Annotated in this window: 22 protein-coding genes, 3 tRNA genes and 1 riboswitch; of the genes, 17 read left to right on the forward strand and 8 right to left on the reverse strand. The window is 41.0% G+C overall.

Annotation, left to right across the window (positions count from 1 at the left end):
- The first annotated feature begins 85 nt into the window (after positions 1 to 85).
- On the forward strand, positions 86 to 577 hold the full coding sequence (locus DO88_RS02650; RefSeq protein ID WP_007378815.1) for a DUF3016 domain-containing protein: 492 nt from the start codon (positions 86 to 88) through the stop codon (positions 575 to 577).
- Between the two features lie 47 nt (positions 578 to 624).
- Here DO88_RS02650 and DO88_RS02645 read toward each other — a convergent pair whose 3' ends face one another.
- A complete protein-coding gene (locus DO88_RS02645; protein WP_002960798.1) occupies positions 625 to 915 on the reverse strand; it encodes a hypothetical protein in 291 nt (96 codons plus the stop codon).
- Between the two features lie 71 nt (positions 916 to 986).
- Between DO88_RS02645 and DO88_RS02640 the strand changes: the two genes are divergently transcribed.
- A complete protein-coding gene (locus DO88_RS02640) occupies positions 987 to 1,196 on the forward strand; it encodes a hypothetical protein (protein WP_002960797.1) in 210 nt (69 codons plus the stop codon).
- Here the strand turns inward: DO88_RS02640 and epmB are convergent.
- Positions 1,193 to 2,206: an EF-P beta-lysylation protein EpmB gene (gene epmB / locus DO88_RS02635; RefSeq protein WP_033040741.1), complete on the reverse strand. Its 1,014-nt coding sequence runs from the start codon at positions 2,204 to 2,206 to the stop codon at positions 1,193 to 1,195. The genes DO88_RS02640 and epmB overlap by 4 nt on opposite strands.
- A 41-nt stretch (positions 2,207 to 2,247) precedes the next feature.
- Here epmB and efp point away from each other — a divergent pair, with 41 nt between their 5' ends.
- Both efp and epmA read left to right on the forward strand, forming a co-directional pair.
- The gene (gene efp / locus DO88_RS02630) at positions 2,248 to 2,814 is read left to right on the forward strand and encodes an elongation factor P (protein WP_024596699.1); all 567 of its coding nucleotides are present in this window, start codon (positions 2,248 to 2,250) and stop codon (positions 2,812 to 2,814) included.
- Positions 2,815 to 2,870: 56 nt separating this feature from the next.
- Complete coding sequence (gene epmA / locus DO88_RS02625) at positions 2,871 to 3,845, forward strand: elongation factor P--(R)-beta-lysine ligase (protein WP_033040731.1); 975 nt, start codon at positions 2,871 to 2,873, stop codon at positions 3,843 to 3,845.
- Positions 3,846 to 4,364: 519 nt separating this feature from the next.
- On the opposite strand, the gene DO88_RS02620 is transcribed toward epmA, so the two are convergent.
- Positions 4,365 to 6,464: a TonB-dependent receptor gene (locus DO88_RS02620; protein WP_033040733.1), complete on the reverse strand. Its 2,100-nt coding sequence runs from the start codon at positions 6,462 to 6,464 to the stop codon at positions 4,365 to 4,367.
- 102 nt (positions 6,465 to 6,566) lie between these two features.
- Between DO88_RS02620 and DO88_RS02615 the strand changes: the two genes are divergently transcribed.
- The 8 genes from DO88_RS02615 to DO88_RS02580 all read left to right on the forward strand — a co-directional run bounded on the left by DO88_RS02615 (position 6,567) and on the right by DO88_RS02580 (position 14,245).
- Positions 6,567 to 6,965: an acyl-CoA thioesterase gene (locus DO88_RS02615; RefSeq protein ID WP_008135779.1), complete on the forward strand. Its 399-nt coding sequence runs from the start codon at positions 6,567 to 6,569 to the stop codon at positions 6,963 to 6,965.
- A 126-nt stretch (positions 6,966 to 7,091) separates the two neighbouring features.
- Positions 7,092 to 7,490 carry an META domain-containing protein gene (locus tag DO88_RS02610; RefSeq protein ID WP_033023856.1) on the forward strand — a complete coding sequence of 133 codons (399 nt, stop codon included), beginning with the start codon at positions 7,092 to 7,094 and terminating at the stop codon, positions 7,488 to 7,490.
- Positions 7,491 to 7,597: 107 nt separating this feature from the next.
- Positions 7,598 to 7,712: riboswitch (TPP riboswitch) on the forward strand.
- Between the two features lie 142 nt (positions 7,713 to 7,854).
- Positions 7,855 to 9,807: a phosphomethylpyrimidine synthase ThiC gene (gene thiC, locus DO88_RS02605; protein WP_033031961.1), complete on the forward strand. Its 1,953-nt coding sequence runs from the start codon at positions 7,855 to 7,857 to the stop codon at positions 9,805 to 9,807.
- A 106-nt stretch (positions 9,808 to 9,913) separates the two neighbouring features.
- Positions 9,914 to 10,915 (forward strand): FAD-dependent oxidoreductase, encoded by a 1,002-nt coding sequence (locus DO88_RS02600; RefSeq protein WP_033031963.1) that lies wholly within the window; start codon positions 9,914 to 9,916, stop codon positions 10,913 to 10,915.
- Positions 10,916 to 10,922: 7 nt separating this feature from the next.
- Positions 10,923 to 11,117 (forward strand): sulfur carrier protein ThiS, encoded by a 195-nt coding sequence (gene thiS / locus DO88_RS02595; RefSeq protein WP_002960781.1) that lies wholly within the window; start codon positions 10,923 to 10,925, stop codon positions 11,115 to 11,117.
- 5 nt (positions 11,118 to 11,122) lie between these two features.
- A complete protein-coding gene (locus DO88_RS02590; protein WP_024592345.1) occupies positions 11,123 to 11,914 on the forward strand; it encodes a thiazole synthase in 792 nt (263 codons plus the stop codon).
- 10 nt (positions 11,915 to 11,924) lie between these two features.
- The gene (thiE, locus tag DO88_RS02585) at positions 11,925 to 13,460 is read left to right on the forward strand and encodes a thiamine phosphate synthase (protein WP_033040734.1); all 1,536 of its coding nucleotides are present in this window, start codon (positions 11,925 to 11,927) and stop codon (positions 13,458 to 13,460) included.
- Positions 13,461 to 13,495: 35 nt separating this feature from the next.
- Positions 13,496 to 14,245, forward strand: coding sequence for a HesA/MoeB/ThiF family protein (locus tag DO88_RS02580; protein ID WP_157600367.1), 750 nt, complete (start codon positions 13,496 to 13,498; stop codon positions 14,243 to 14,245).
- Between the two features lie 435 nt (positions 14,246 to 14,680).
- Here the strand turns inward: DO88_RS02580 and asd are convergent, their stop codons facing one another.
- The gene (gene asd, locus DO88_RS02575) at positions 14,681 to 15,547 is read right to left on the reverse strand and encodes an archaetidylserine decarboxylase (protein ID WP_033040738.1); all 867 of its coding nucleotides are present in this window, start codon (positions 15,545 to 15,547) and stop codon (positions 14,681 to 14,683) included.
- Between the two features lie 15 nt (positions 15,548 to 15,562).
- The gene (gene rsgA, locus DO88_RS02570) at positions 15,563 to 16,621 is read right to left on the reverse strand and encodes a small ribosomal subunit biogenesis GTPase RsgA (protein ID WP_033040740.1); all 1,059 of its coding nucleotides are present in this window, start codon (positions 16,619 to 16,621) and stop codon (positions 15,563 to 15,565) included.
- A 120-nt stretch (positions 16,622 to 16,741) separates the two neighbouring features.
- Here rsgA and orn point away from each other — a divergent pair, with 120 nt between their 5' ends.
- The 4 genes from orn (at position 16,742) to DO88_RS02550 (ending at position 17,861) form a co-directional block, all read left to right on the forward strand.
- On the forward strand, positions 16,742 to 17,287 hold the full coding sequence (gene orn, locus DO88_RS02565) for an oligoribonuclease (RefSeq protein ID WP_007378746.1): 546 nt from the start codon (positions 16,742 to 16,744) through the stop codon (positions 17,285 to 17,287).
- Between the two features lie 259 nt (positions 17,288 to 17,546).
- Positions 17,547 to 17,622: transfer RNA gene (locus tag DO88_RS02560), tRNA-Gly, on the forward strand.
- A gap of 44 nt (positions 17,623 to 17,666) precedes the next feature.
- Positions 17,667 to 17,742 (forward strand) — tRNA-Gly (locus tag DO88_RS02555).
- Positions 17,743 to 17,785: 43 nt separating this feature from the next.
- Positions 17,786 to 17,861 (forward strand) — tRNA-Gly (locus DO88_RS02550).
- A gap of 233 nt (positions 17,862 to 18,094) precedes the next feature.
- Here DO88_RS02550 and DO88_RS02545 read toward each other — a convergent pair.
- From DO88_RS02545 to DO88_RS02535, 3 genes are all read right to left on the reverse strand, one after another.
- Positions 18,095 to 18,523, reverse strand: coding sequence for a secondary thiamine-phosphate synthase enzyme YjbQ (locus DO88_RS02545; RefSeq protein WP_008135799.1), 429 nt, complete (start codon positions 18,521 to 18,523; stop codon positions 18,095 to 18,097).
- Positions 18,520 to 18,987 carry a chemotaxis protein CheX gene (locus DO88_RS02540; protein WP_007378744.1) on the reverse strand — a complete coding sequence of 156 codons (468 nt, stop codon included), beginning with the start codon at positions 18,985 to 18,987 and terminating at the stop codon, positions 18,520 to 18,522. Before DO88_RS02540 ends, DO88_RS02545 begins: the two co-directional genes overlap by 4 nt.
- A 77-nt stretch (positions 18,988 to 19,064) precedes the next feature.
- Positions 19,065 to 19,502, reverse strand: coding sequence for a transcriptional repressor (locus tag DO88_RS02535; protein ID WP_033015589.1), 438 nt, complete (start codon positions 19,500 to 19,502; stop codon positions 19,065 to 19,067).
- Between the two features lie 94 nt (positions 19,503 to 19,596).
- Here DO88_RS02535 and DO88_RS02530 point away from each other — a divergent pair, with 94 nt between their 5' ends.
- Positions 19,597 to 20,217 (forward strand): MarC family protein, encoded by a 621-nt coding sequence (locus DO88_RS02530; RefSeq protein WP_007378742.1) that lies wholly within the window; start codon positions 19,597 to 19,599, stop codon positions 20,215 to 20,217.
- The last annotated feature ends 702 nt before the right edge of the window (positions 20,218 to 20,919 follow it).

Consider the following 20,919-nt stretch of genomic DNA (forward strand, 5'->3'; position numbering starts at 1 on the left):
AATATGCCATTGGTAATTTAGGTATGAATACTGGGCTTATTGCAATTCACTCTATTGTAATTGGTACACCTTTTTGGAGAACGATATGAATTCAGTTAAGAAAATAGCAATGACAATGTGTATAGCACTCCCTGTATTTGCTCATGCTGGGGAGTCTATTGTTAAATGGCATGACTTTAACGATTATCGTGATGTACGAGCGTCGAATCAAGCCAGAGGGTCGTATCATAAACACATTGCAAGTAGCTTTGAAAAACATATGGCTAAGCTTGCTGAGCAGCTACCAAAAGGTTATAAATTAAACGTAGAGTTCACTGATTTAGATTTAGCCGGTGATGTGCGATACGGCGGTATGGATGAAATACGTGTAGTAAAACCAATCTATTTTCCGCGCATTAAGCTCAATTATTCGTTAACAGATAAAGATGGTAGCGTACTTAATAAAGGCAGTGATGTAGAGCTTAAAGATATGGGCTTTATGGATAAAATTAAAATGGGCCGCGAAGAATCATTTTATTACGAAAAACGCTTATTAACGCAGTGGTTTGGTGAGCAAATATTACCAAGTTTAGATTAACTTAAAATAAAAATGCCGCTAAATAGCGGCATTTTTATTTTTAAGCTTTACTTAAAAGTAGCTAACAGCGTGAGTATTTGTTGTAACTTAATAACGGTTGTTTTAAGTTTTTCTTCATCAAAACCATCGTTAGATAAGCTTTCAACGTCAGCGGCTACGTCAAGAACATACGGCTTAAAGCGTTTAGCTTCAAAGCTAAAACCAGCATCTTGTGCAAATAAGGCTTTAAATTTGCCATGGCCTTGCTGTTGTAGTTCATCGAGTTTTTTGTCGGCATCAAGCGCCTGACGATAAACAATTTTTAAATTAGTATTGAGTTGTTCAATAATTGAATCCATGGTTTTCCTAAAGCTTTGTACTGCATGGCCGACATAATACTTGGATTACATTTAAAAGTCAGGTTTGTTATATGAATATATCAGGCACAAGTTTACCCGCTGTTTCTGGCTCAGGCCAAGGCAGTGAGCTTTATAGCGCTGCTTTATCTAAAAAGCAGCAACTAGCAGATGGCGCAGCAGCACTTGCACTTATTGAAGGTGCTGCACAATCGTCAAGTGCACAAACACCGGCTAAGTCGGTAACTGCATCATTGGGTAACAACGTAAATATATATGTTTAAATTAGCTTAAGATCGATAGGTGTTTTGCTTTTTTGACCACCTATTTCTCTAACTAATTTAGGCACTAAAAATCCAGGCAGGGCTTTTAATAGCTCTGCCATTATTTTTATAGCGTCTTCTTCGTTAATATCAAAGTGGCTGGCCCCTTCAACTTTATCGAGCAAATACAAATAATACGGTAATACGTCTGCGTCAAATAACGCTTCGCTTAAATTTATTTGCGCATCGAGCGTATCGTTCACATCTTTTAAAATTACAGCTTGGTTTAAAAGCGTTACGTTTGCTTGTTTAAGCTTTTGCATAGCTGCTTTAAAATCAGCGTCTATTTCGTTGGCGTGGTTTATGTGATTAATAAAAATGATTTTTAATGGCGATTTTGCTAATCGCTCACATAACTCATTGGTAATACGTGCAGGAATAACAACAGGTAAACGGCTATGAATTCGCATTCGTTTAATTTGTGGTAATTGCTCAAGCTCATCTAAAAACCAGCTTATTGCATCATCTTTGGCCATAAGTGGATCGCCGCCACTTAAAATCACTTCGTTTATATCAGCATCTGATTTTATGTAGCTTAGTGTTTCAAGCAGACTTTTTTTATTAAGTTGGTTTTCTTGATATGGAAAATGCCTTCTAAAGCAGTAACGACAATTTACTGCACAGCCGGTTTTAAACATCACCAAAACACGTGATTTATACTTATGTAAAAGGCCTGGTTGGTCGTTGTCTTGCTCAAGTAGGGGATCTTTATTAAAACCCGATTTAGTCAAAAATTCTTGATGGCGTGGCATTACTTGTAGCAAAAGAGGATCGTTTGGATCGCCTTTGCGTATTTTTTTTATAAAAGGGATAGGCACGCGTACCGGAAATAAACTACGGGCTTTTAGGTCGTTTTCATGGACTTGGCTCGATAAACCGACCATTTCAAGCAAGGTCTTTGGGCAGGTAACTACATTTGCTAATTCTTTTTGCCAGTTTTTATGCAAATTTGCTTCATTTCTTTGTATCATTGGCATGTAGATTACTCGAAAAAATATAAATAGAGGAAACGATGGCGAATTATAGCACCAACGAGTTCAAGGGCGGCCTAAAAATTATGATGGACGGCGAGCCTTGCAGTATCTTAGAAAATGAAATGGTAAAACCTGGTAAAGGCCAGGCGTTCAACCGTGTTCGTATCCGTAAACTTATCTCTGGTAAGGTGCTTGAAAAAACCTTTAAATCGGGTGAATCAGTTGAAGGTGCTGATGTAATGGATACAGATTTAGCGTATCTATACACAGACGGCGAATTTTGGCATTTCATGAACAACGAAACATTTGAGCAAATTGCCGCTGACGAAAAAGCACTAGGCGATGCTGTTAAATGGTTAGTTGAAAATGATTTATGTACAATCACATTATGGAACGGCAGCCCTATTGCTGTTACACCACCTAACTTTGTTGAGCTTGAGATCACTGAAACAGATCCTGGCCTTAAGGGCGACACAGCGGGTACTGGTGGTAAACCAGCAACGCTTAGCACAGGCGCTGTGGTACGAGTTCCATTATTCGTACAAATTGGCGAAGTAATTAAAGTAGACACTCGTAACGGTGAATACGTAAGCCGTGTTAAGTAAGCTTTAACATTGTTTATAAAATCCCAGCTTACGCTGGGATTTTTTTTGGAGAAAATATGTCAGCAGATCTTTGGGCCCCAAGCGCAAGCATTGAAACACTAAAACAACGCGCAGTGATATTACGTAGCATCCGTGAATTTTTTTATGCACGTGATGTTTTAGAAGTCGAAACGCCAAGCTTAAGTGCTGCCAGTGTAACCGATGTGCACTTAGCTAGTTTTAATACCAAATTTGTAGGTCCAGGGCACGCAGGTGGGCTTCCTCTATTTTTACAAACATCTCCAGAGTTTGCTATGAAACGCTTGTTAGCGGCAGGCTCAGGCGCTATTTTTCAGCTTTGTAAAGCATTTAGAAATGAAGAAGCCGGTAGTCATCACAATCCTGAATTTACAATGCTGGAATGGTATCGCCCAGGCTTTGATGAATTTGCACTTATGGATGAAATGGATGAGCTAATGCGGCTTGTTTTAGATGTCGAGCCGGCAACAAGGCTTACTTATCAGCAAGCGTTTGAACAAGCATTAGGGCTCGATCCGCTAACAGCGAACATAGAGCAATTAAAGCAACTAGCGTGTGAGCATGGGTTTGCTGATATAGCCCAAAATGAAACGCATAAAGATACCTTACTGCAATTATTATTTTGTATGAAAGTGGAGCCCACAATAGGACAAGAAAAACCATGTTTTGTGTATCATTTTCCAGCTTCTCAAGCGGCACTTGCACAAATTTGTGAACACGATGCACGCGTAGCAGGACGCTTTGAGCTTTATTATAAAAATATGGAATTAGCGAATGGTTTTAACGAACTCACTAATGCCAGCGAGCAAGCTAAACGTTTTAATGAAGATAACGCATACCGCGCTGTAAACGGTTTAAAACAAGTACCAATGGATACGCGTTTAATTAAAGCGCTGGAGCATGGATTACCACAGTGCGCAGGGGTGGCTTTGGGGATTGATAGGCTTGTAATGCTCGCAACAAATAAAGAAAAAATTAAAGACGTAATAGCGTTTGATGTGCAAAGAGCGTAATGCTGGACTTGTAGGCGCACAGCTTGCTGGCGCGTTAAAGCGAAGCTTTAAGGTCTTTTTATTTGGTTAGTTTAAAGTAATAAGAAGCTTCGCTTCTCACGTGAGCAAGCTCTACGTCTACAACACATTTTATTATTATTTATGTTTGATATGCAAAGAGTGTGATGCTTGACCTTTAGGTGCGAATTTATTTCGCGCACGTGCAACTTAACTTTATAAATAAGCGAGGTATAAAACCTCACCTACAATAAACATCAACCCCAACAACCTACGCCCAACCTGTAGGTGCGAATTTATTTCGCGCTCGTGTAATTTAACTTTATAAAAAGCGAGGTATAAAACCTCACCTACAAATAAACATCAAGCCTGTAGGTGCGAATTTATTTCGCGCTCATGTAATTTAACTTTATAAAAAGCGAGGTATAAAACCTCACCTACAAATAAAAACACCGCGTTTAATTTAAACGCGGTGTTTTTATTGCTTGCTGTAGCTTTCATTTGAAAGCCAACGGCTATGCTTTACAGATTAAGTGTAAACGTAACACCTGCTACGCGAGGCTCACCTAATTGTGTGTAGGTATGTGTTGCGTAGCCATCTTGTGGGTCGTTACCAAATTCAAAACCACGTGTAGGGACTGTTTCGTCAAACACGTTACGAGCCCATGCGCGAACTGCCCACATGTCTGCTTCATAGCCAAAGCTTAAATTAACTAAGTTACTGCTTGGTGCCTGTGAGTTATGACTATCAGAAAAATAGTAATCGTCCTTACCTTCAATACCAACCATACCGTAAAGCTCATTAGTAAAGTTATAACGAGCAGTAAACGCATATTGGTATTTAGGTGACTGTGCCTGTTCACGACCGTCTTGATTTAAGCCTGATTGTGTTACAAAGTCGTCTATTTCAGTGTTTAAGTAACCAGCGCTACCTGTTAAAAACAGATTATCAGTTAGTTGGTAACTACCTTCAACTTCTAGTCCGTAATTGCTGCCAGAACTTGCGTTATCAACATAACCGGTAAATTGCTGACCTTCTACTTGCCATGCTTTTAACTGAATATCATCGCGGTGCATGTAAAATGCAGCTAAGCGAAGTGTAAATTTGTCATCAAGTGATGAGCCTTTAACGCCGAATTCGCCACTCCATAAATATTCAGGGTCGAAACTGGTGTGTTGCTGGAAAAAATCAGCGCTTAGGTTTAAGCCTTCATCTTTCGCTTTAGCAAGCGCTTCTGAATTAATACCACCGGCTTTGTAGCCACGGGTTATGCTGGTGTAGATCATAGTGCGGTCAATTACTTGATACTCTAGCGCAATTTTACCGCCAACCATTACATCGTCAGTGTCTTGTATAAAGCCATTGCTATCGGTGTAGTTACCTTGGTATTGCTCTACACGTAAACCTGTAATGAGTGTTGTTTTAGGACCAATTGGAGTCGCTACTTGACCATATACTGCAACGTTACTCGTTTCGTATGTTGATGTAAATGGGCTTGCTAACCATGTGTATTGGCGCTCTAAATCAACATCACGGTTTTGGTAATAAATACCCGCAACCCAGTTACCTGTTTTAGAATTAAACTGTAAATCTACAGACTGATCGTCGCGATCGCGGCTGTAAAGATCTGTTGAGCTGTATCCATCAGGATGTAAACCAGCAGCACATAACTGTGGTTCACTTGTATCGTTACAACCCCAGTCTTCGTCAAAGCTGTAAAGTAACTCGGTATCAATAGCCGATAGGTTTAGATTTACATCAAAAGCGTCAAAACCCGTGTAAGTATTATTAACGCCTATAGCGTAGCTTTGTTGATTATCTTGGCCTGGTTCATCGGCAACACTATTGCGGCTGTTATCAAGCGTAAACGCATCGTAACCATTGTTTATGTCAATATAGTGAAGGTTTAACTCAGTATTTAAATGCTTTGTAAGCTGGCTGTTTAATTTAAAACGCGCTACTTGCTCGTCTTGATTTTGTGTTTCGTCATTTAAGTACAGGTTATCTACGTAACCGTCTGACTTTCTGCGAAAGTAGCTAACGCGTGCGCTAGAGTCATCTGTTAAGCCTGTGCTTGCTGCAATGCCTGCTTCACGTGTATTGTAGGTGCCAGCACCTACTTGTAATTTTAAACTTGGATCGCTTGTGGCTTTAGCTGAACCCATTTGGATCATGCCGGCCATACCGTCTGCGCCAAAGCGAGTGCCTTGTGGGCCGCGATAAATTTCTACTTGGTCTATATCAAATAATAATGAGCTGCCACCAAGGCCAGAATAGTTAATACCATCAATAACTAAACCAACTGATGGATTAATCGGGTCTACAAATTGTGAGCGAAGCCCCACGCCACGGATTTGGATATAGCGTCCGCGCGACGCGCCAGAAGTAAAGTTTACATTGGCGGTACTGCCTAATATTTCGTCTAAGTAACTTGCACCACGTAGATTAATTTCTTCTTCGCTGAATAAGCTCGCACTCGCGCTTAAGGTTTGAATGCTTTCGCGTTGAAAATCGCCAGTTACAACAATTCTTTCTAGGTTGCTATCGTCAGCGTTAGCTGCAAGTGGTGCACCAAGCAGCGGTAAAAGTGCTGCGGTAATTAAAGACAAACGTAAGTTCATTAGGTTACTTAACTCCATTTTAGGGACTCGTATGGTAGCAATTATTTGAGCACATGTGCTATAAACTCGGCAATTATACGTTAAATAATTAGGATTATTAATATGACCTTTAAAGTTGACTTTAAAGTGCGTGATTACGAATGTGACTTACAAGGCATTGTAAATAACAGTGTGTATTTTAATTATTTGGAGCACGCTCGCCACGAATTTTTATACGCAAATGGTATTGATTTTGCTCAGTTAGCAAAAGATAAAATTAATCTAGTCGTGATGCGCAGCGAAATGGATTATAAGCATTCGCTCTTACCGGGTGATGAGTTTTATGTGGCTGTAGAGCCGCAGCGCATAAGTCGCCTTAAATTTGCTTTTAAGCAAACGGTTGTTCGTAAATATGATGAAAAAGTAATGCTCAATGCACTAATAATAGGAACGTCGGTTAATGAAAAAGGCCGCCCATTTTTGCCTGAGCAAATAGATAATGTATTCAAAACTACAACTTAGTGCGTAGTAGCGTAACTTTTGAACTATCATAGAACAAAAATTTACATTTTAAACATGCATTTTTAACGGATAAATCGCATAAATATTGTTATTATTACAGTAATTAGACAATTAGTTAGTAGTAGCATGAAATTAGCAGCAATACCGATGCTTATAATCGGTTTATGTGTTGGTTGCGCATCGACAGGGACGGTTACCAGTGAGCAGCTAAAATACACCCAATGGCAATTATCACATGTTGATGGTTTAGCAATTCCACCCTCTTTTAACGCATCAATGAGCTTTATTGAAGCGCTGCAAGTAAATGGTTTTGCTGGCTGTAACAAATTTTTTGGTGAGGGCTCGCTTGAAGAAAGTAATCTTACCGTAAGTAAATTAGGTATGACGCGCAAGTCGTGCGGAAAAGAACTTGATGAGTTTGAGCAGCAGTTATTACAAGCCTTAAATCAAGGCGCAGAGCTTAAAATGCAAGACCAGCAATTAGTCATGCAAGGCGAGCAAACATTTGTGTTTATCCCTAAATAATTTTAAGTTTTTGAAAAACAGCCCCTTGCGGGCAGTTTTTAACTGACGTACACTCAGCGCAGATTTGTTGAATAACATCTTCGAATCGACGAACAAAATTTATATATCAATACTTGTCGGAGTGCCAAAGCTAAGTAATTAGTTTGTGGCTGAGATCGCGAAAGCGGGATCCGTGAACCTGATCAGGTTAATACCTGCGTAGGGAACAAGCTGCCTAAAATAGGACGCTTGTGCGTCTTTTTTTATGCGCACAATAAAGTGATTTTGTTTTTTTAGGCTGCAAAGTAGCATGTACGCTACTTTACGATCTTTCTCTATTCCTCGGAATATCTGACAAGACAACCCTTAAGCAATGAGGCAAGTCATGTCAAATACTACAAATAAAGCGTCACGCCGAGAAACTCGCGCTGCCGCGTCTGAATATATTTATAACTTAACGGGTCAACCGTTCCCAAATTCTCATAAAGTATACGTTGAAGGTACTCAACCAGGCGTGCGCGTTGGTATGCGTGAAATCACGTTAAGTGATACGTTTATTGGCGGTACAGATGAAAACCCTGTTTATGAGTCAAACGATCCGCTTCGCGTTTACGATACGTCGGGCCCGTATACCGATCCTAATTTTGAACTAGACGTGCGTAAAGGCTTACCAAAATTTCGTGAACAATGGATTGAAAACCGTGGTGACACTGAAATTTTAGAATCAGTGACGTCGCAGTTTTCGCAGCAGCGCATGGCAGATGAAGGGCTGGATCATATTCGCTTTGATCACTTGCCAAAAATTCGCCGTGGTGTCGCTGGTAAAAACGTAACGCAAATGCACTACGCACGCCAAGGGATTATTACTCCTGAAATGGAATACGTAGCCGTTCGCGAAAATATGGGACGTGCAGAAATTCGTAAAGAATTACTAGCCGCGCAGCATAAAGGCGAGTCGTTTGGTGCGAGTATTCCTGAATTTATTACCCCAGAGTTTGTACGCGACGAAATAGCCCGTGGTCGCGCTATTTTACCAAATAATATAAACCATCCAGAAACAGAGCCTATGATTGTCGGTCGTAACTTTTTAGTTAAAGTTAACGCCAACATTGGTAACTCGTCGGTCAGCTCATCTATTGAAGAAGAAGTAGAAAAAATGGTGTGGTCTACCCGCTGGGGGGCAGACACCGTGATGGACTTATCAACGGGCCGTTACATTCACGAAACGCGCGAATGGGTTGTGCGTAATTCGCCTGTACCTATTGGGACAGTACCGATTTATCAAGCGCTTGAAAAAGTAAACGGTGTGGCTGAGGATTTAACGTGGGAAATTTTTCGCGATACGCTAATTGAGCAAGCCGAGCAGGGTGTTGATTACTTTACTATTCATGCGGGTGTATTACTGCGTTATGTACCAATGACCGCTAAACGTGTAACCGGTATTGTGTCGCGCGGTGGCTCAATTATGGCTAAGTGGTGTTTAGCGCATCACAAAGAAAACTTTTTATACACGCACTTTGAAGACATTTGCGAAATTTTAAAACAATACGATGTGTGTTTTTCACTCGGTGATGGACTTCGTCCAGGCTCTATTGCTGATGCCAACGATGAAGCGCAGTTTAGTGAGCTGCGCACATTAGGTGAACTGACTAAAATTGCGTGGAAGCACGACGTACAAGTATTTATTGAAGGCCCAGGGCATGTGCCAATGCACATGATTAAAGCCAATATGGATGAGCAATTAAAGCATTGCGACGAAGCGCCATTTTACACTTTAGGCCCGTTAACGACCGATATTGCACCAGGGTACGATCATATCACCTCAGGTATTGGGGCGGCCCAAATAGCATGGTACGGCTGTGCAATGCTTTGTTATGTAACACCTAAAGAGCATTTGGGTCTGCCAAATAAAGAAGATGTTAAAGAAGGTTTAATTACTTACAAAATTGCAGCGCATGCCGCCGATTTAGCAAAAGGGCACCCTGGCGCGCAAGAGCGTGATAACGCCTTATCAAAAGCGCGTTTTGAGTTTAGATGGCATGACCAATTTAATATAGGTTTAGATCCAGACCGTGCTCGCGAGTATCACGACGAAACCCTTCCACAAGAGTCAGGCAAAGTGGCTCACTTTTGCTCTATGTGTGGCCCTAAATTTTGCTCTATGAAAATTAGCCAAGAAGTACGCGATTACGCTAAAGATTTAGAAACACGCGGTATTGATCCAAATGACGCTGGCGACGCTATTGAAATAAAAATGATTGATGTAGAAGCCGAAATGAAAGCTAAATCTGCTGAGTTTAAGCAAACAGGCTCAGAAATTTACCACAAAGCGGTATAGCAATAAGTTAGATACAGATGTAGGTGAGGTTTTATACCTCGCTTCTTTAAACATTGAAGAAGTGCGAGTGAGTTCGCACCTACTAATAACTGCTTTTGGAGGTTTTATGTTTTATAACATTGCTGTGGTGGGTTTTGGTTTAGCAGGGCGCTTAGCTGCCCTTGAGCTAAGTAAGTTGCATCATGTAACGGTGTTTGAAGCAGACGACGAGCAAACCCCAAATAGCGCCGGTAAAGTGGCAGCAGCAATGCTTGCCCCGCTTGCTGAGTCGGTATTGTGTGAGGCTGATTTAGCTTTAATGGGGCTTGATTCAATGAAACGCTGGCCGGGCATTATTGCAGAACTTGAAAGTGAAGTTTTTTTTCAGCAGCAAGGCACATTGGTCGTTGCGCATCAGCAAGATAAAGGCGATTTACAAAGCTTTACCCAGAGAATAAAGCCTATAGCAGGGCACAGCGCTCAGGCATTGAATGCTCAGCAAATAGCGCAGTTAGAGCCAGAGCTTGCTAATCGGTTTAACCAAGGTCTATTTTTACCCTGCGAGGGGCAAATAGATAACCAAGCCTTTTATAAAGCAAGTTTTACCATGCTCAACAAGCGCAAAGTTAAGTGTGTGTTTAACCAGCGCGTAACCATTAAAAACGGCGAAATAAATAATCGACCATTTGACTACATTATTGATTGTCGTGGGCTTGGTGCTAAAAGCGATAAACCGCTTAGAGGTGTGCGCGGTGAAGTAGCAAGGCTATATGCACCTGAAGTAAATTTAACGCGACCTGTGCGTTTAATGCATCCGCGTTACCCAATTTATATAGCGCCTAAACCTAATCATGAATATGTAATTGGTGCGACCGAAATAGAATCGCAAGATAGCGGCGCCGCAACAGTGCGATCAACTCTTGAGTTACTTTCAGCGGCTTATACCGTACACAGCGGATTTGCCGAAGCACGACTACTTAATATTCAAGCCGGATTACGCCCTGCATTTAGCGATAACCGCCCAGAAGTATCACAAGTTGGCAATGTAATTAGCATTAACGGCTTATATCGTCATGGTTATATGCTGGCACCGGCATTAGTGGCGCAAGTAGTTTCACGAATAGAGTGAGAATAAAATGAACATTACAATTAATGGCGAGCTACTTAATGTTAATAGCAAAGCGCTCGTTGAGGTACTTCAAAGTTTTGGTGCAGTTGCGCCTTTTGCTGTGGCTGTTAATGGCGAATTTATTCCACAAAGTCGGCACAGTAACTATGTACTTAATGAAGGCGACAGTGTTGAGTTACTGTCACCCATTCAAGGCGGATAAAGCTCATGCAAACTAAAGACTGTTTAACTATTTATGGAGAGCAAATAAAGAGTCGTTTATTGATAGGCTCTGCGCTTTATCCGTCACCCGACATTATGACCCAATCGATAGTCGCCTCTGGCGCTGAAATTGTAACCGTGTCGCTTAGGCGCCAACAAAGTGCAGCAGCGGGTGATGACTTTTGGCAGTTAATAAAAAATACAGGTTTAAAAATACTCCCTAATACCGCAGGGTGCCACAGCGTTAAAGAAGCTATAACGCTTGCAAAAATGTGCCGAGAGGTATTTGCCACCGACTGGATTAAGCTAGAGCTGATTGGCGATGATTACAATTTACAGCCTGACCCTTTTGCGCTACTTGAAGCCACAAAAATATTAATTAATGATGGCTTTAAAGTATTGCCTTATTGCACCGATGATTTAGTACTTTGTCAGCGCTTAAATGAGCTAGGGTGTGAGGTGCTTATGCCGTGGGGTGCGCCAATAGGCACCGGTAAAGGCTTGTTAAATAGTTATAATTTAAAAACTATCCGAGAGCGTTTACCCGATACCACATTAATAGTAGATGCAGGTTTAGGTTTGCCATCGCATGCCTGCCAAGCACTCGAAATGGGGTATGATGCGGTATTATTAAATTCAGCCATTGCAGGGGCGGGCTGCCCAATTACTATGAGCCGCGCATTTAAAGCCGCAGTAGAGGCGGGGCGCTTTGCATATCAAGCAAAAGCAATGCCGGAAAAAGACGTTGCAGCCCCATCAACCCCAACAATGGGTATGCCATTTTGGCATCAGCAGTGAAGGAAAGAATATGAATAACGTAGTATGGACAATTGCCGGTTCTGATTCGGGCGGCGGTGCAGGTATTCAAGCTGATATAAAAGCAATGCAAAGTTTTGGTGTACATGGCTGCACGGCAATTACGGCGCTTACTGCACAAAATAGTTTAGGCGTAGAAGCTATTAATGCGGTGTCTACCGATATTATTGAATCGCAGTTACTTGCGCTTGAAAAAGACATGAAAGCCAAAGTAATAAAAATTGGCATGTTAGCCAATGTGCAGCAAATTCAGTTGATCAGCGAACATATAAGTCATTATAAAGCTAAGTGGCCTGTGCCTCCCGTTATTGTATATGACCCTGTTGCGATTGCTTCAAGCGGTGACTTACTAACAGAAGAGGACACAGTAAGTGCAATAAAAGAATGTTTACTGCCGCTGGTGGATGTAATAACCCCAAACACCCATGAAACACAGTTATTAACCGGTGTGTATTTAATTGGCCCGGCTGCAATAAAAGAAGCGGCTAATAAGCTATTAAGCTGGGGCGCAAAAGCCGTTGTTATTAAAGGCGGACATTGGGATTACCCAAGTGGCTACTGCATTGATTATTGTATTGATAGTAATACACAAAATGGCGAAGAATATTGGTTAGGTAATCAAAAAATACAAACACCGCATAACCACGGCACCGGGTGTAGCATGGCTTCAGTAATTGCTGCGTGTTTAGCTAAAGACTACCCATTAAAAGATGCCTTTATTTTAGCTAAAGCGTATATAAACCAAGGGCTAAAACAGTCGGTACGCTACGGCGAAGGGATTGGACCGGTTGCTCATACATCGTTCCCCACTAATTTAGCTGACTACCCACAAGTAATTGAGCCCGGTAGCTGGCTGGGCGATGAACTAGATTTTGATGTGCCGCTTGATTTTAATATGGCTGCTGATTTTGCTCCTTGCGAAAGTAAATCTCTTGGCTTATATGCGGTTGTAGATAGCACAGATTGGTTAGAAAAGTGTTTACAACAAAGCATTAAAACAGCGCAGTTACGCGTTAAAAATAAAACGCAAGATGAGCTTGATGGGCTCATTAAGCAAGCTGTTGAGCTGGGCAAGCAATACAACGCACAGGTATTTATAAACGACTACTGGCAGTTAGCTATTAAGCACGGTGCATATGGCGTGCATTTAGGGCAAGAGGATTTAGACATTGCTAATTTAGCGGCAATTAAAGACGCTGGGCTAAGGCTTGGGCTTTCTACTCATGGTTTTTATGAAATGCTACGTGCGCATAATTATCGCCCTAGTTATATGGCATTTGGTGCTATTTACCCAACCACCACCAAAGACATGACAGGGCAAATACAAGGTCTTGAAAAGCTGATTAAATTTGTGCCGCTTATGCAAAGCTACCCAACAGTAGCAATAGGTGGGATTGATTTAAGCCGTGCTGAGCAGGTAGCTAAAACAGGCGTAGGCAGTGTTGCCGTAGTGCGTGCGATTACCGAGGCTGATAATTACGTAGAGGCTATAAGCGCTCTGCAAGTGGCCATAAGCAGTGCCAATTAAAACTAACAAGGGTAATACTAATAAGGCTGATAAACGTGAGTGAGCTAAGCGATAAAGAAACCCTGCGTTACAGCCGCCATTTATTGCTTGAAGAAGTTGGGCTTGAAGGGCAGTTAGCACTTAAATCCTCAACGGTTGCAGTAGTTGGGGCTGGTGGTTTAGGTAGCCCAGCACTTTTATATTTGGCCGCTGCGGGTGTTGGAGCGCTTATTTTAATTGACGATGATGAGGTTGAGCTTTCAAACTTACAGCGCCAAGTGCTTTATAAAATAAATCACTTAGGACAAAGCAAGGTCGCTGCAGCGGGTAAAGTATTAGCGAGCCTGAATAATCAAATAAACATAGTAACGCATTGCCAAAAGTTAGATGAGAGTAACGCCACTAATATTCTAAAAGGTGCTGACATAGTACTTGATTGCTCTGATAACTTTAGCACTCGCTATAGCGTTAATCGTTATTGTATTGCTAATAAAACACCGTTAATTTCTGGTGCTGCACTCGCAACCAAAGGGCAGTTAATGGGCTTTGATTTTAGGCAAAGTGATAGCCCATGTTATGGCTGTGTTTTTCCACAAAGCGAAGCTACACCGGTTATAAATTGCAGTAATGCTGGGGTAATTAGCCCACTACTGGGTGTAATAGGCTCTATGCAGGCGCAACTTACGCTCAATTTATTGCTGGGGCATGCAGAGGGGTGTGTGTTTATAACCTTTGATGCGCTTACTTTCAAGCAACAGCATTTTAAAGTGATTAAAGATTTAGAGTGTAAAGAGTGTGGAAAATAGGTTTTGAAGGGGCTTGTGCCTGTTACTACATGTGGCTTTAAGAAACTAAAAGCTGCGCTTTTCACGTGAGCAAGCTCTACGTCTACAACACATCAAAATTTTTGCACCAAACTGTAGACTCACAGCTTGCTGGCGTGATGGGCGAAGTCCATAAAAATATAAACGCTACAGCCTACAATTACATATAAACCAAAAGCTGCGCTTTTCACGTGAGCAAGCTCTACGTCTACAACACATCAAAATTTTTGCACCAAACTGTAGACTCACAGCTTGCTGGCGTGATGGGCGAAGTCCATAAAAATATAAACGCTACAGCCTACAATTACATATAAACCAAAAGCTGACGCTTTTAACGTGAGCAAGCTCTACGTCTACAGAAATAAAAAACCGCGTTAATTAAACTCGGTTTTTTTGATTCCGAATTAACGATTGATTTTAGTCGTTAATTTTTGCAAACGCAGTACCTAAGCGAGTAACCACTTCTGGTAGTTGATCGTCCAGTATTTCAGCCTTATCAGCACCCCATGCAAGTACCACAGTAGAGCCTAATTTAAAGCGACCCATTTCTTCACCCTTTTTAAGCGTGATAGCGTTATCGCCAGTGGTTGGGTATTTCCAACTAAATACATCGCTACCAGCTGGTGGCGTGACAGTACCTGCCCAAATAGTTTCTATGCTGGCTACAATTGTTGCGCCAACAAGTACCATAGCAAGCGGACCAATCTCAGTTTCAAAAATTGCGACTACTCGTTCATTACGTGCAAACAAGTTAGGCACGTTTTGCGCTGTAAGTGGGTTTACTGAAAATAAATCACCTGGCACGTAAATCATTTTGCTTAGTGTGCCATCAATTGGCATATGAATACGGTGGTAATCTTTAGGTGCTAAATAAATGGTGGCAAACTTACCGCCTAAAAATGGTGTTGTATCATCTTGTGAGCCGCCTAGTAGCGCTTGTAAGCTGTAATCGTGACCTTTAGCTTGTATTAGCTGTCCGTCAACAATATCACCTAGCTGGCTGATTGCGCCATCCACTGGATGAATGATGATATTGCTATCATCATTCATTGGGCGCATGCCGTCTTTTAAAGGGCGAGTAAAAAATTCATTAAAGCTTTTATAATGAGCAGGATCTGGGTATTGGGCTTCGCTCATGTCTATTTTGTATTGCTTAATAAATAGCTTAATTAATGTGGTTGTTAATGCGCCTGCTTTAGCAGCGGCTAATTTGCCTACTACGCGTGAAATAAAATGTTTTGGCATTGCGTACTGCATTGCGATTTTAAATTTGTCTAAACTCACAGTATTTTTCCTAAATTATACGCGAGGCGCTCGGGCGCCTGCACGGCCATCGGCCATTGTTTCTAAAATTCGATGGTAGCTATCAAAGCGCAATTGAGAAATTCTTCCATCGGCTACTGCCTCTTTAACTATACAGCCCGGATCGTTTAAATGTTTGCAATCTCTAAAGCGGCATCCGCCAATAAATTCTCTAAACTCTTTAAAACACCACGTTACACGCTCAACATCTAAGTGCCACAAACCAAACTCACGAATTCCTGGTGAGTCGATTAGGTTACCGCCACTTGGTAAATGGTGAAGGCGTGAAACAGTTGTTGTATGCTGGCCGAGGCCGCTGTTTTCAGATACTTCTTTAGTTAATATTTCAGCGTTAGGTAATACAGTATTAACAAGAGTTGATTTACCCACACCACTTTGGCCAACAAAAATGTTATTTTTACCAACAAGGACTTCTTTTAATTCATCAATACCATTACCCGATATATTACTAACAAGGAGTACTTGGTAATCAAGTTTACGATAAATATCGAGAACTTTTTGTATTTCACTAAGACCTGCGTCATCAATTAAATCTATTTTATTGAGTACTAAAATTGGCTCAATACCCATATCTTCACAGGCTATTAAATAGCGGTCGATAATACTTGGGGTAAACTCAGGTAATACCGCCGATACCATGAGTATTTGGTCAATGTTAGCTGCAATAACTTTCACGCCGTCGTAAAAGTCAGGGCGGGTAAGTTGCGAACGACGCTCTTGCGTGGCTTCAATTACTCCGGCTAAATCACCTTCACTTACTTTGGCACGGCGAAACAATACCTCATCACCACACACTAAATTTGACACGGTACGGCGTATATTACAACGCAGTACATCGCCGTTCTGTGTTTCGACATCGGCGTGTTGGCCAAAACGACTGATCACAATTGCGTTCTCGACCTGACCTAAATTATCGGTTTGCCATTCTTGCGCGCCTTTTTTAGCTGGTTTTGAGTCAGCGCTATTAATACGCTTTTGATGGTTGGCCTTGATCTGACGCGATTGGCCTTTACTTAATTTTTTCTGTTTTGCCACTGGAGGCCTATAACCTTAGTTAAATGTCGCTTTTCCTAAAAAAAGCTTTAGCTCGACGGTTGATGCTAATATGATATATCGAAATGCGTTGGATCTAAAGGAAAGCACCGCTTAGGTATTATGACTATTAATAAATCAAATTTAATTTGGCTCGATCTTGAAATGACCGGACTCGAACCAGAGACCGATAAAATACTCGAAATTGCGACGGTTGTCACTGACGCAGACCTGAATATATTAGCCGAAGGGCCAACTATAGCTATTCATCAAAATGATGAATTACTAAATGGTATGGACGAGTGGTGTACGACTCAGCATGGTAAATCGGGGTTAACAGCGCGCTGCAAAGCAAGTACCTTCGATGAAGAGCATGCTGTAGCGCAAACGTTAGATTTTTTAAAACAGTGGGTGCCTGCGGGTGTATCACCAATGTGTGGTAATTCAATTGGGCAAGATCGTCGCTTTATGAATAAATACATGCGTGAACTTGAAGACTTTTTCCATTACCGAAATCTCGACGTAAGTACTATTAAAGAATTAGCACGTCGCTGGAAACCTGAAGTGCTTGCTAAAGTGAACAAAAAAGGCTCACACCTTGCTTTGGACGATATTAAAGATTCGATTATGGAATTAAAAATCTATAGAGAAAATTTCTTTAATTTGTAAAAAACACTTGCAAACACTCCGTATTATTGTAGAATCCTGCCCCGCTCAAGACGATAACCCACGCGGGGTTAGTGTGTTTGAGTGATTGAATTACCATCAATAAATGCGGTACTAGCTCAGTTGCTAGAATGTTGAACGCGACCCGTCGCGCTTAAGCGTAAAATAACTGAAGAAGTAAAAATGCGGTACTAGCTCAGTTGCTAGAATGTTGAACGCGACCCGTCGCGCACCAACGTAAAATAACTGAAGAAGTAAAAATGCGGTACTAGCTCAGTTGGTAGAGCGCGACCTTGCCAAGGTCGAGGTCACGAGTTCGAGCCTCGTGTACCGCTCCAATTTCTAACCAAAAGAAATTGTAGTGATTAAAAGAAGTAAAAATGCGGTACTAGCTCAGTTGGTAGAGCGCGACCTTGCCAAGGTCGAGGTCACGAGTTCGAGCCTCGTGTACCGCTCCAATTTCTAACCAAAAGAAATTGTAGTGATTAAAAGAAGTAAAATGCGGTACTAGCTCAGTTGGTAGAGCGCGACCTTGCCAAGGTCGAGGTCACGAGTTCGAGCCTCGTGTACCGCTCCAATCTTTTTATATCCTTTCAAAATTCTCTGTATTAAAAATCATAAATAAAATTATAATTTAAAATCTCTCTTATCTACTTTATTCTATATGCAATATTCAGCATTAAAGTTTTGGTTGTTAGAAGCTATCGCTTCTCGCGCGAGCTCTGCGCCTACAATAAAGGTATTGTACTTTGAAGTTATGAGGTATGAGTGAGATAGGAGGAGTCAATAATTTAAAACCTGAAGCTTTTATTAAAGCCGCTCCCCCTGAATCGTTGCTATAATACGCCTAGCGCCACCAGAGTTGCGATGTTCACCTAAGTAAATACCTTGCCATGTACCTAGTGCTAAATACCCATTAGAAATAGGAATAGTTAACTCACAGCCCAATGTGCTGGTTTTAATATGTGCGGGCATGTCGTCATCGCCTTCATAATCATGGCGGTAATAAGGCTGGCATTCAGGAACGAATTTATTGAAATGGCTTTCCATATCCATACGCACCGTAGGATCGGCATTTTCGTTTATAGTAAGGCTAGCGGAGGTATGTTGGATGAATAGGTGTAACAAGCCTACTGTGTAAGTAGTAAGTTCAGGAAGTTGAGACAATATTTCGTCGTCAATTAAATGAAAACCCCGCGAGCGAGGTTTTAATACTATGACCTTTTGTTGCCAACTCATAGCTTATCGAAACTAACTTCAATATTTGCATTACCAGCATCGCTAGTGAATGGCATGATGATTTTTTTACCTTGGCTTTTATGGGTAATTGTATGCCCTTTCCCTGATACGACAATAGGTGTTGCCATATCAAAATCAAAGCCTTTTTCACCTAATAAATTTTTAGCGCCACCGGTAACCATATTAGTAATTTCGCCAACCATATCGGTTACTTCTTCATCAATTGAATCAGGGCGTTCGCCTAGCATGCGTTCCATAATAGTTAATGCAAGCTCTTCATCAAAGGTAATTGAAAATGAACCTTTAGTTTGTGGGCCTACCATGCCAATAAGGCCAGACACATCACCACAGGCTATTTCATCTGTTTTGATACGTGGCTTACCTGGCTTTAATTGAGTTTGAGCCATGGTACTTAATACATTTATCAAAGAAGATAAAAAAGGATTGATGAACTCTACATTCATATTGCTTACTCTTAAATTGATACTATGAAAATGACTATAATTATATTAAGTATAGCCAATATGGGTAACTTTGAGGGCTAGGATGTCCTACAAGAATCACATTTTCCATGTGCTTCGATAGTTTGTCCTGAAACAACAAATCCACCCTCAGCCGCTAAGTTATTAAGCTCATGCGAAATAACGGTAGAGTGTAACTCTTTTACAAAACCACAAGTATCGCAAATTAATAACTGTACGGGATGAATATGATCAAAATGATGACACAGCATAAATGCATTTGTGCTTTCAATTTTATGAATAAAGCCTAGTTCGGCCAAAAAATCTAAGGCGCGATATATAGTGGCGGGTTTAGCACCTGACTCAGTTACTTTTAATTGTTCAAGTAAGTCATAGGCCCCCACGCCACCTTGGGCACTAGCGAGTAAGCGAAATACTTTCTCACGAATGGGTGTGAAACGTGCGCCACGGTTATCACATACTTGTTTTGCTTTACCTACGAGTGATTCTATATTCATCATTCTCTTATCCTTACGCTACCGTGATATACTAACATACTGTGTTGTAGTTGCAGCGTTTTTATTAGACGCTTTTTATCTAGGAAACCCAGTAATGCATGAATTATTAGCTATATTTATCTTCTTTTTTGCGGTGATAGACCCCATTGGCACTGTGCCTGTATTTATTGCAGTTACTCGCGGTGAAGATGAAAAATTTAAGCGCAAAGTAATATTTAAAGCCGTAGGTGTATCTGCCATCGTGCTTTTATTTTTTGTTGTAGCGGGTGAGCAACTACTTAATGCCATAGAAATTCCGCTTTCAGCATTTCAAATTGCTGGCGGCATAGTATTACTTATTTTTGCACTTTCAATGATATTTGGTGAAAGCAAACCAGAAACAGAAATAAAAAGTGTTCGAGATAGCACTGAGACCGCCATTTTCCCACTGGCTATTCCTTCTATAGCAAGCCCTGGTGCTATGTTGGGGGCCGTGTTGATGACTCGTAACGAAGAGCATACATGGGTTGAGCAGCTAATAACATCATCAACGATGTTAGCGGTGTTGGCTATTGTCCTAATTTTATTGCTCTTAGCTACGCATGTGCATAAATTAATTGGTGACAGTGGTGCAAGTATAATAAGTAGAATAATGGGGCTTATTTTGAGTTCAGTTGCGGTAACAAATATTTTAAGCGGTATTGCTCATTACTTTGGTTTGCAAGTATTTACTTAAAATCGTTGCGATTTTAGGAGACCATAACATTATATTTACTAACTTGAATTTGGAATAATTAATCACACGTAATGATATTTATGACTGGAAAATATTGGGTTTGCGGGTAATCGGCCTGCTGCTTATATGCAAATTACTCTTGCTGCTATTATATGAGTTTTAAGTGTAAGTCTCTGATTTTAAATTGTATTGTTGTTTTTTAATGCTGTATGGCTGTGTTTTTAGAGCGATATAATACTAAACGCAACCCCTTACTATATCGTTACAGTCTTAAATTGCTCACTCGTAGCGTTGTGTAAATTAAAATAGGTATTTTTTATAGTACCAATCCTCATAAAAGTTTTAGCCTAGGAGCAGTTTATCTTTTGAGATTTAATTTTAGCTGTGTGTTTGTTTTTCAGGCAAAACAGAGCCTATGTCGTGTGATTATTTCCCATAAATAGGCGATAATGCAGTACAAATATGCGCCGCCCTAATGGGGCTTTTTAGGGATGATTAACCTTCATGTTACTTACATTGATGAAGTTAAGTAGGCGCGAGCTAGGCATAGAAGCTTTACTCGGTTTTTACTTACTCTTACAGGGATGCAAGCCATTAGAGTTACGCAGGAGCAGTTACCGAAACCACTTGATTACAAACCTCGCGCCGCGATTTAATCGCCCCTAGATTGAACAAATTTCTATTCACAAAGATCAACACGCC

The organism is Pseudoalteromonas sp. S3431 (assembly GCF_000690035.1).
Classification (GTDB): Bacteria; Pseudomonadota; Gammaproteobacteria; order Enterobacterales; family Alteromonadaceae; genus Pseudoalteromonas; species Pseudoalteromonas fuliginea.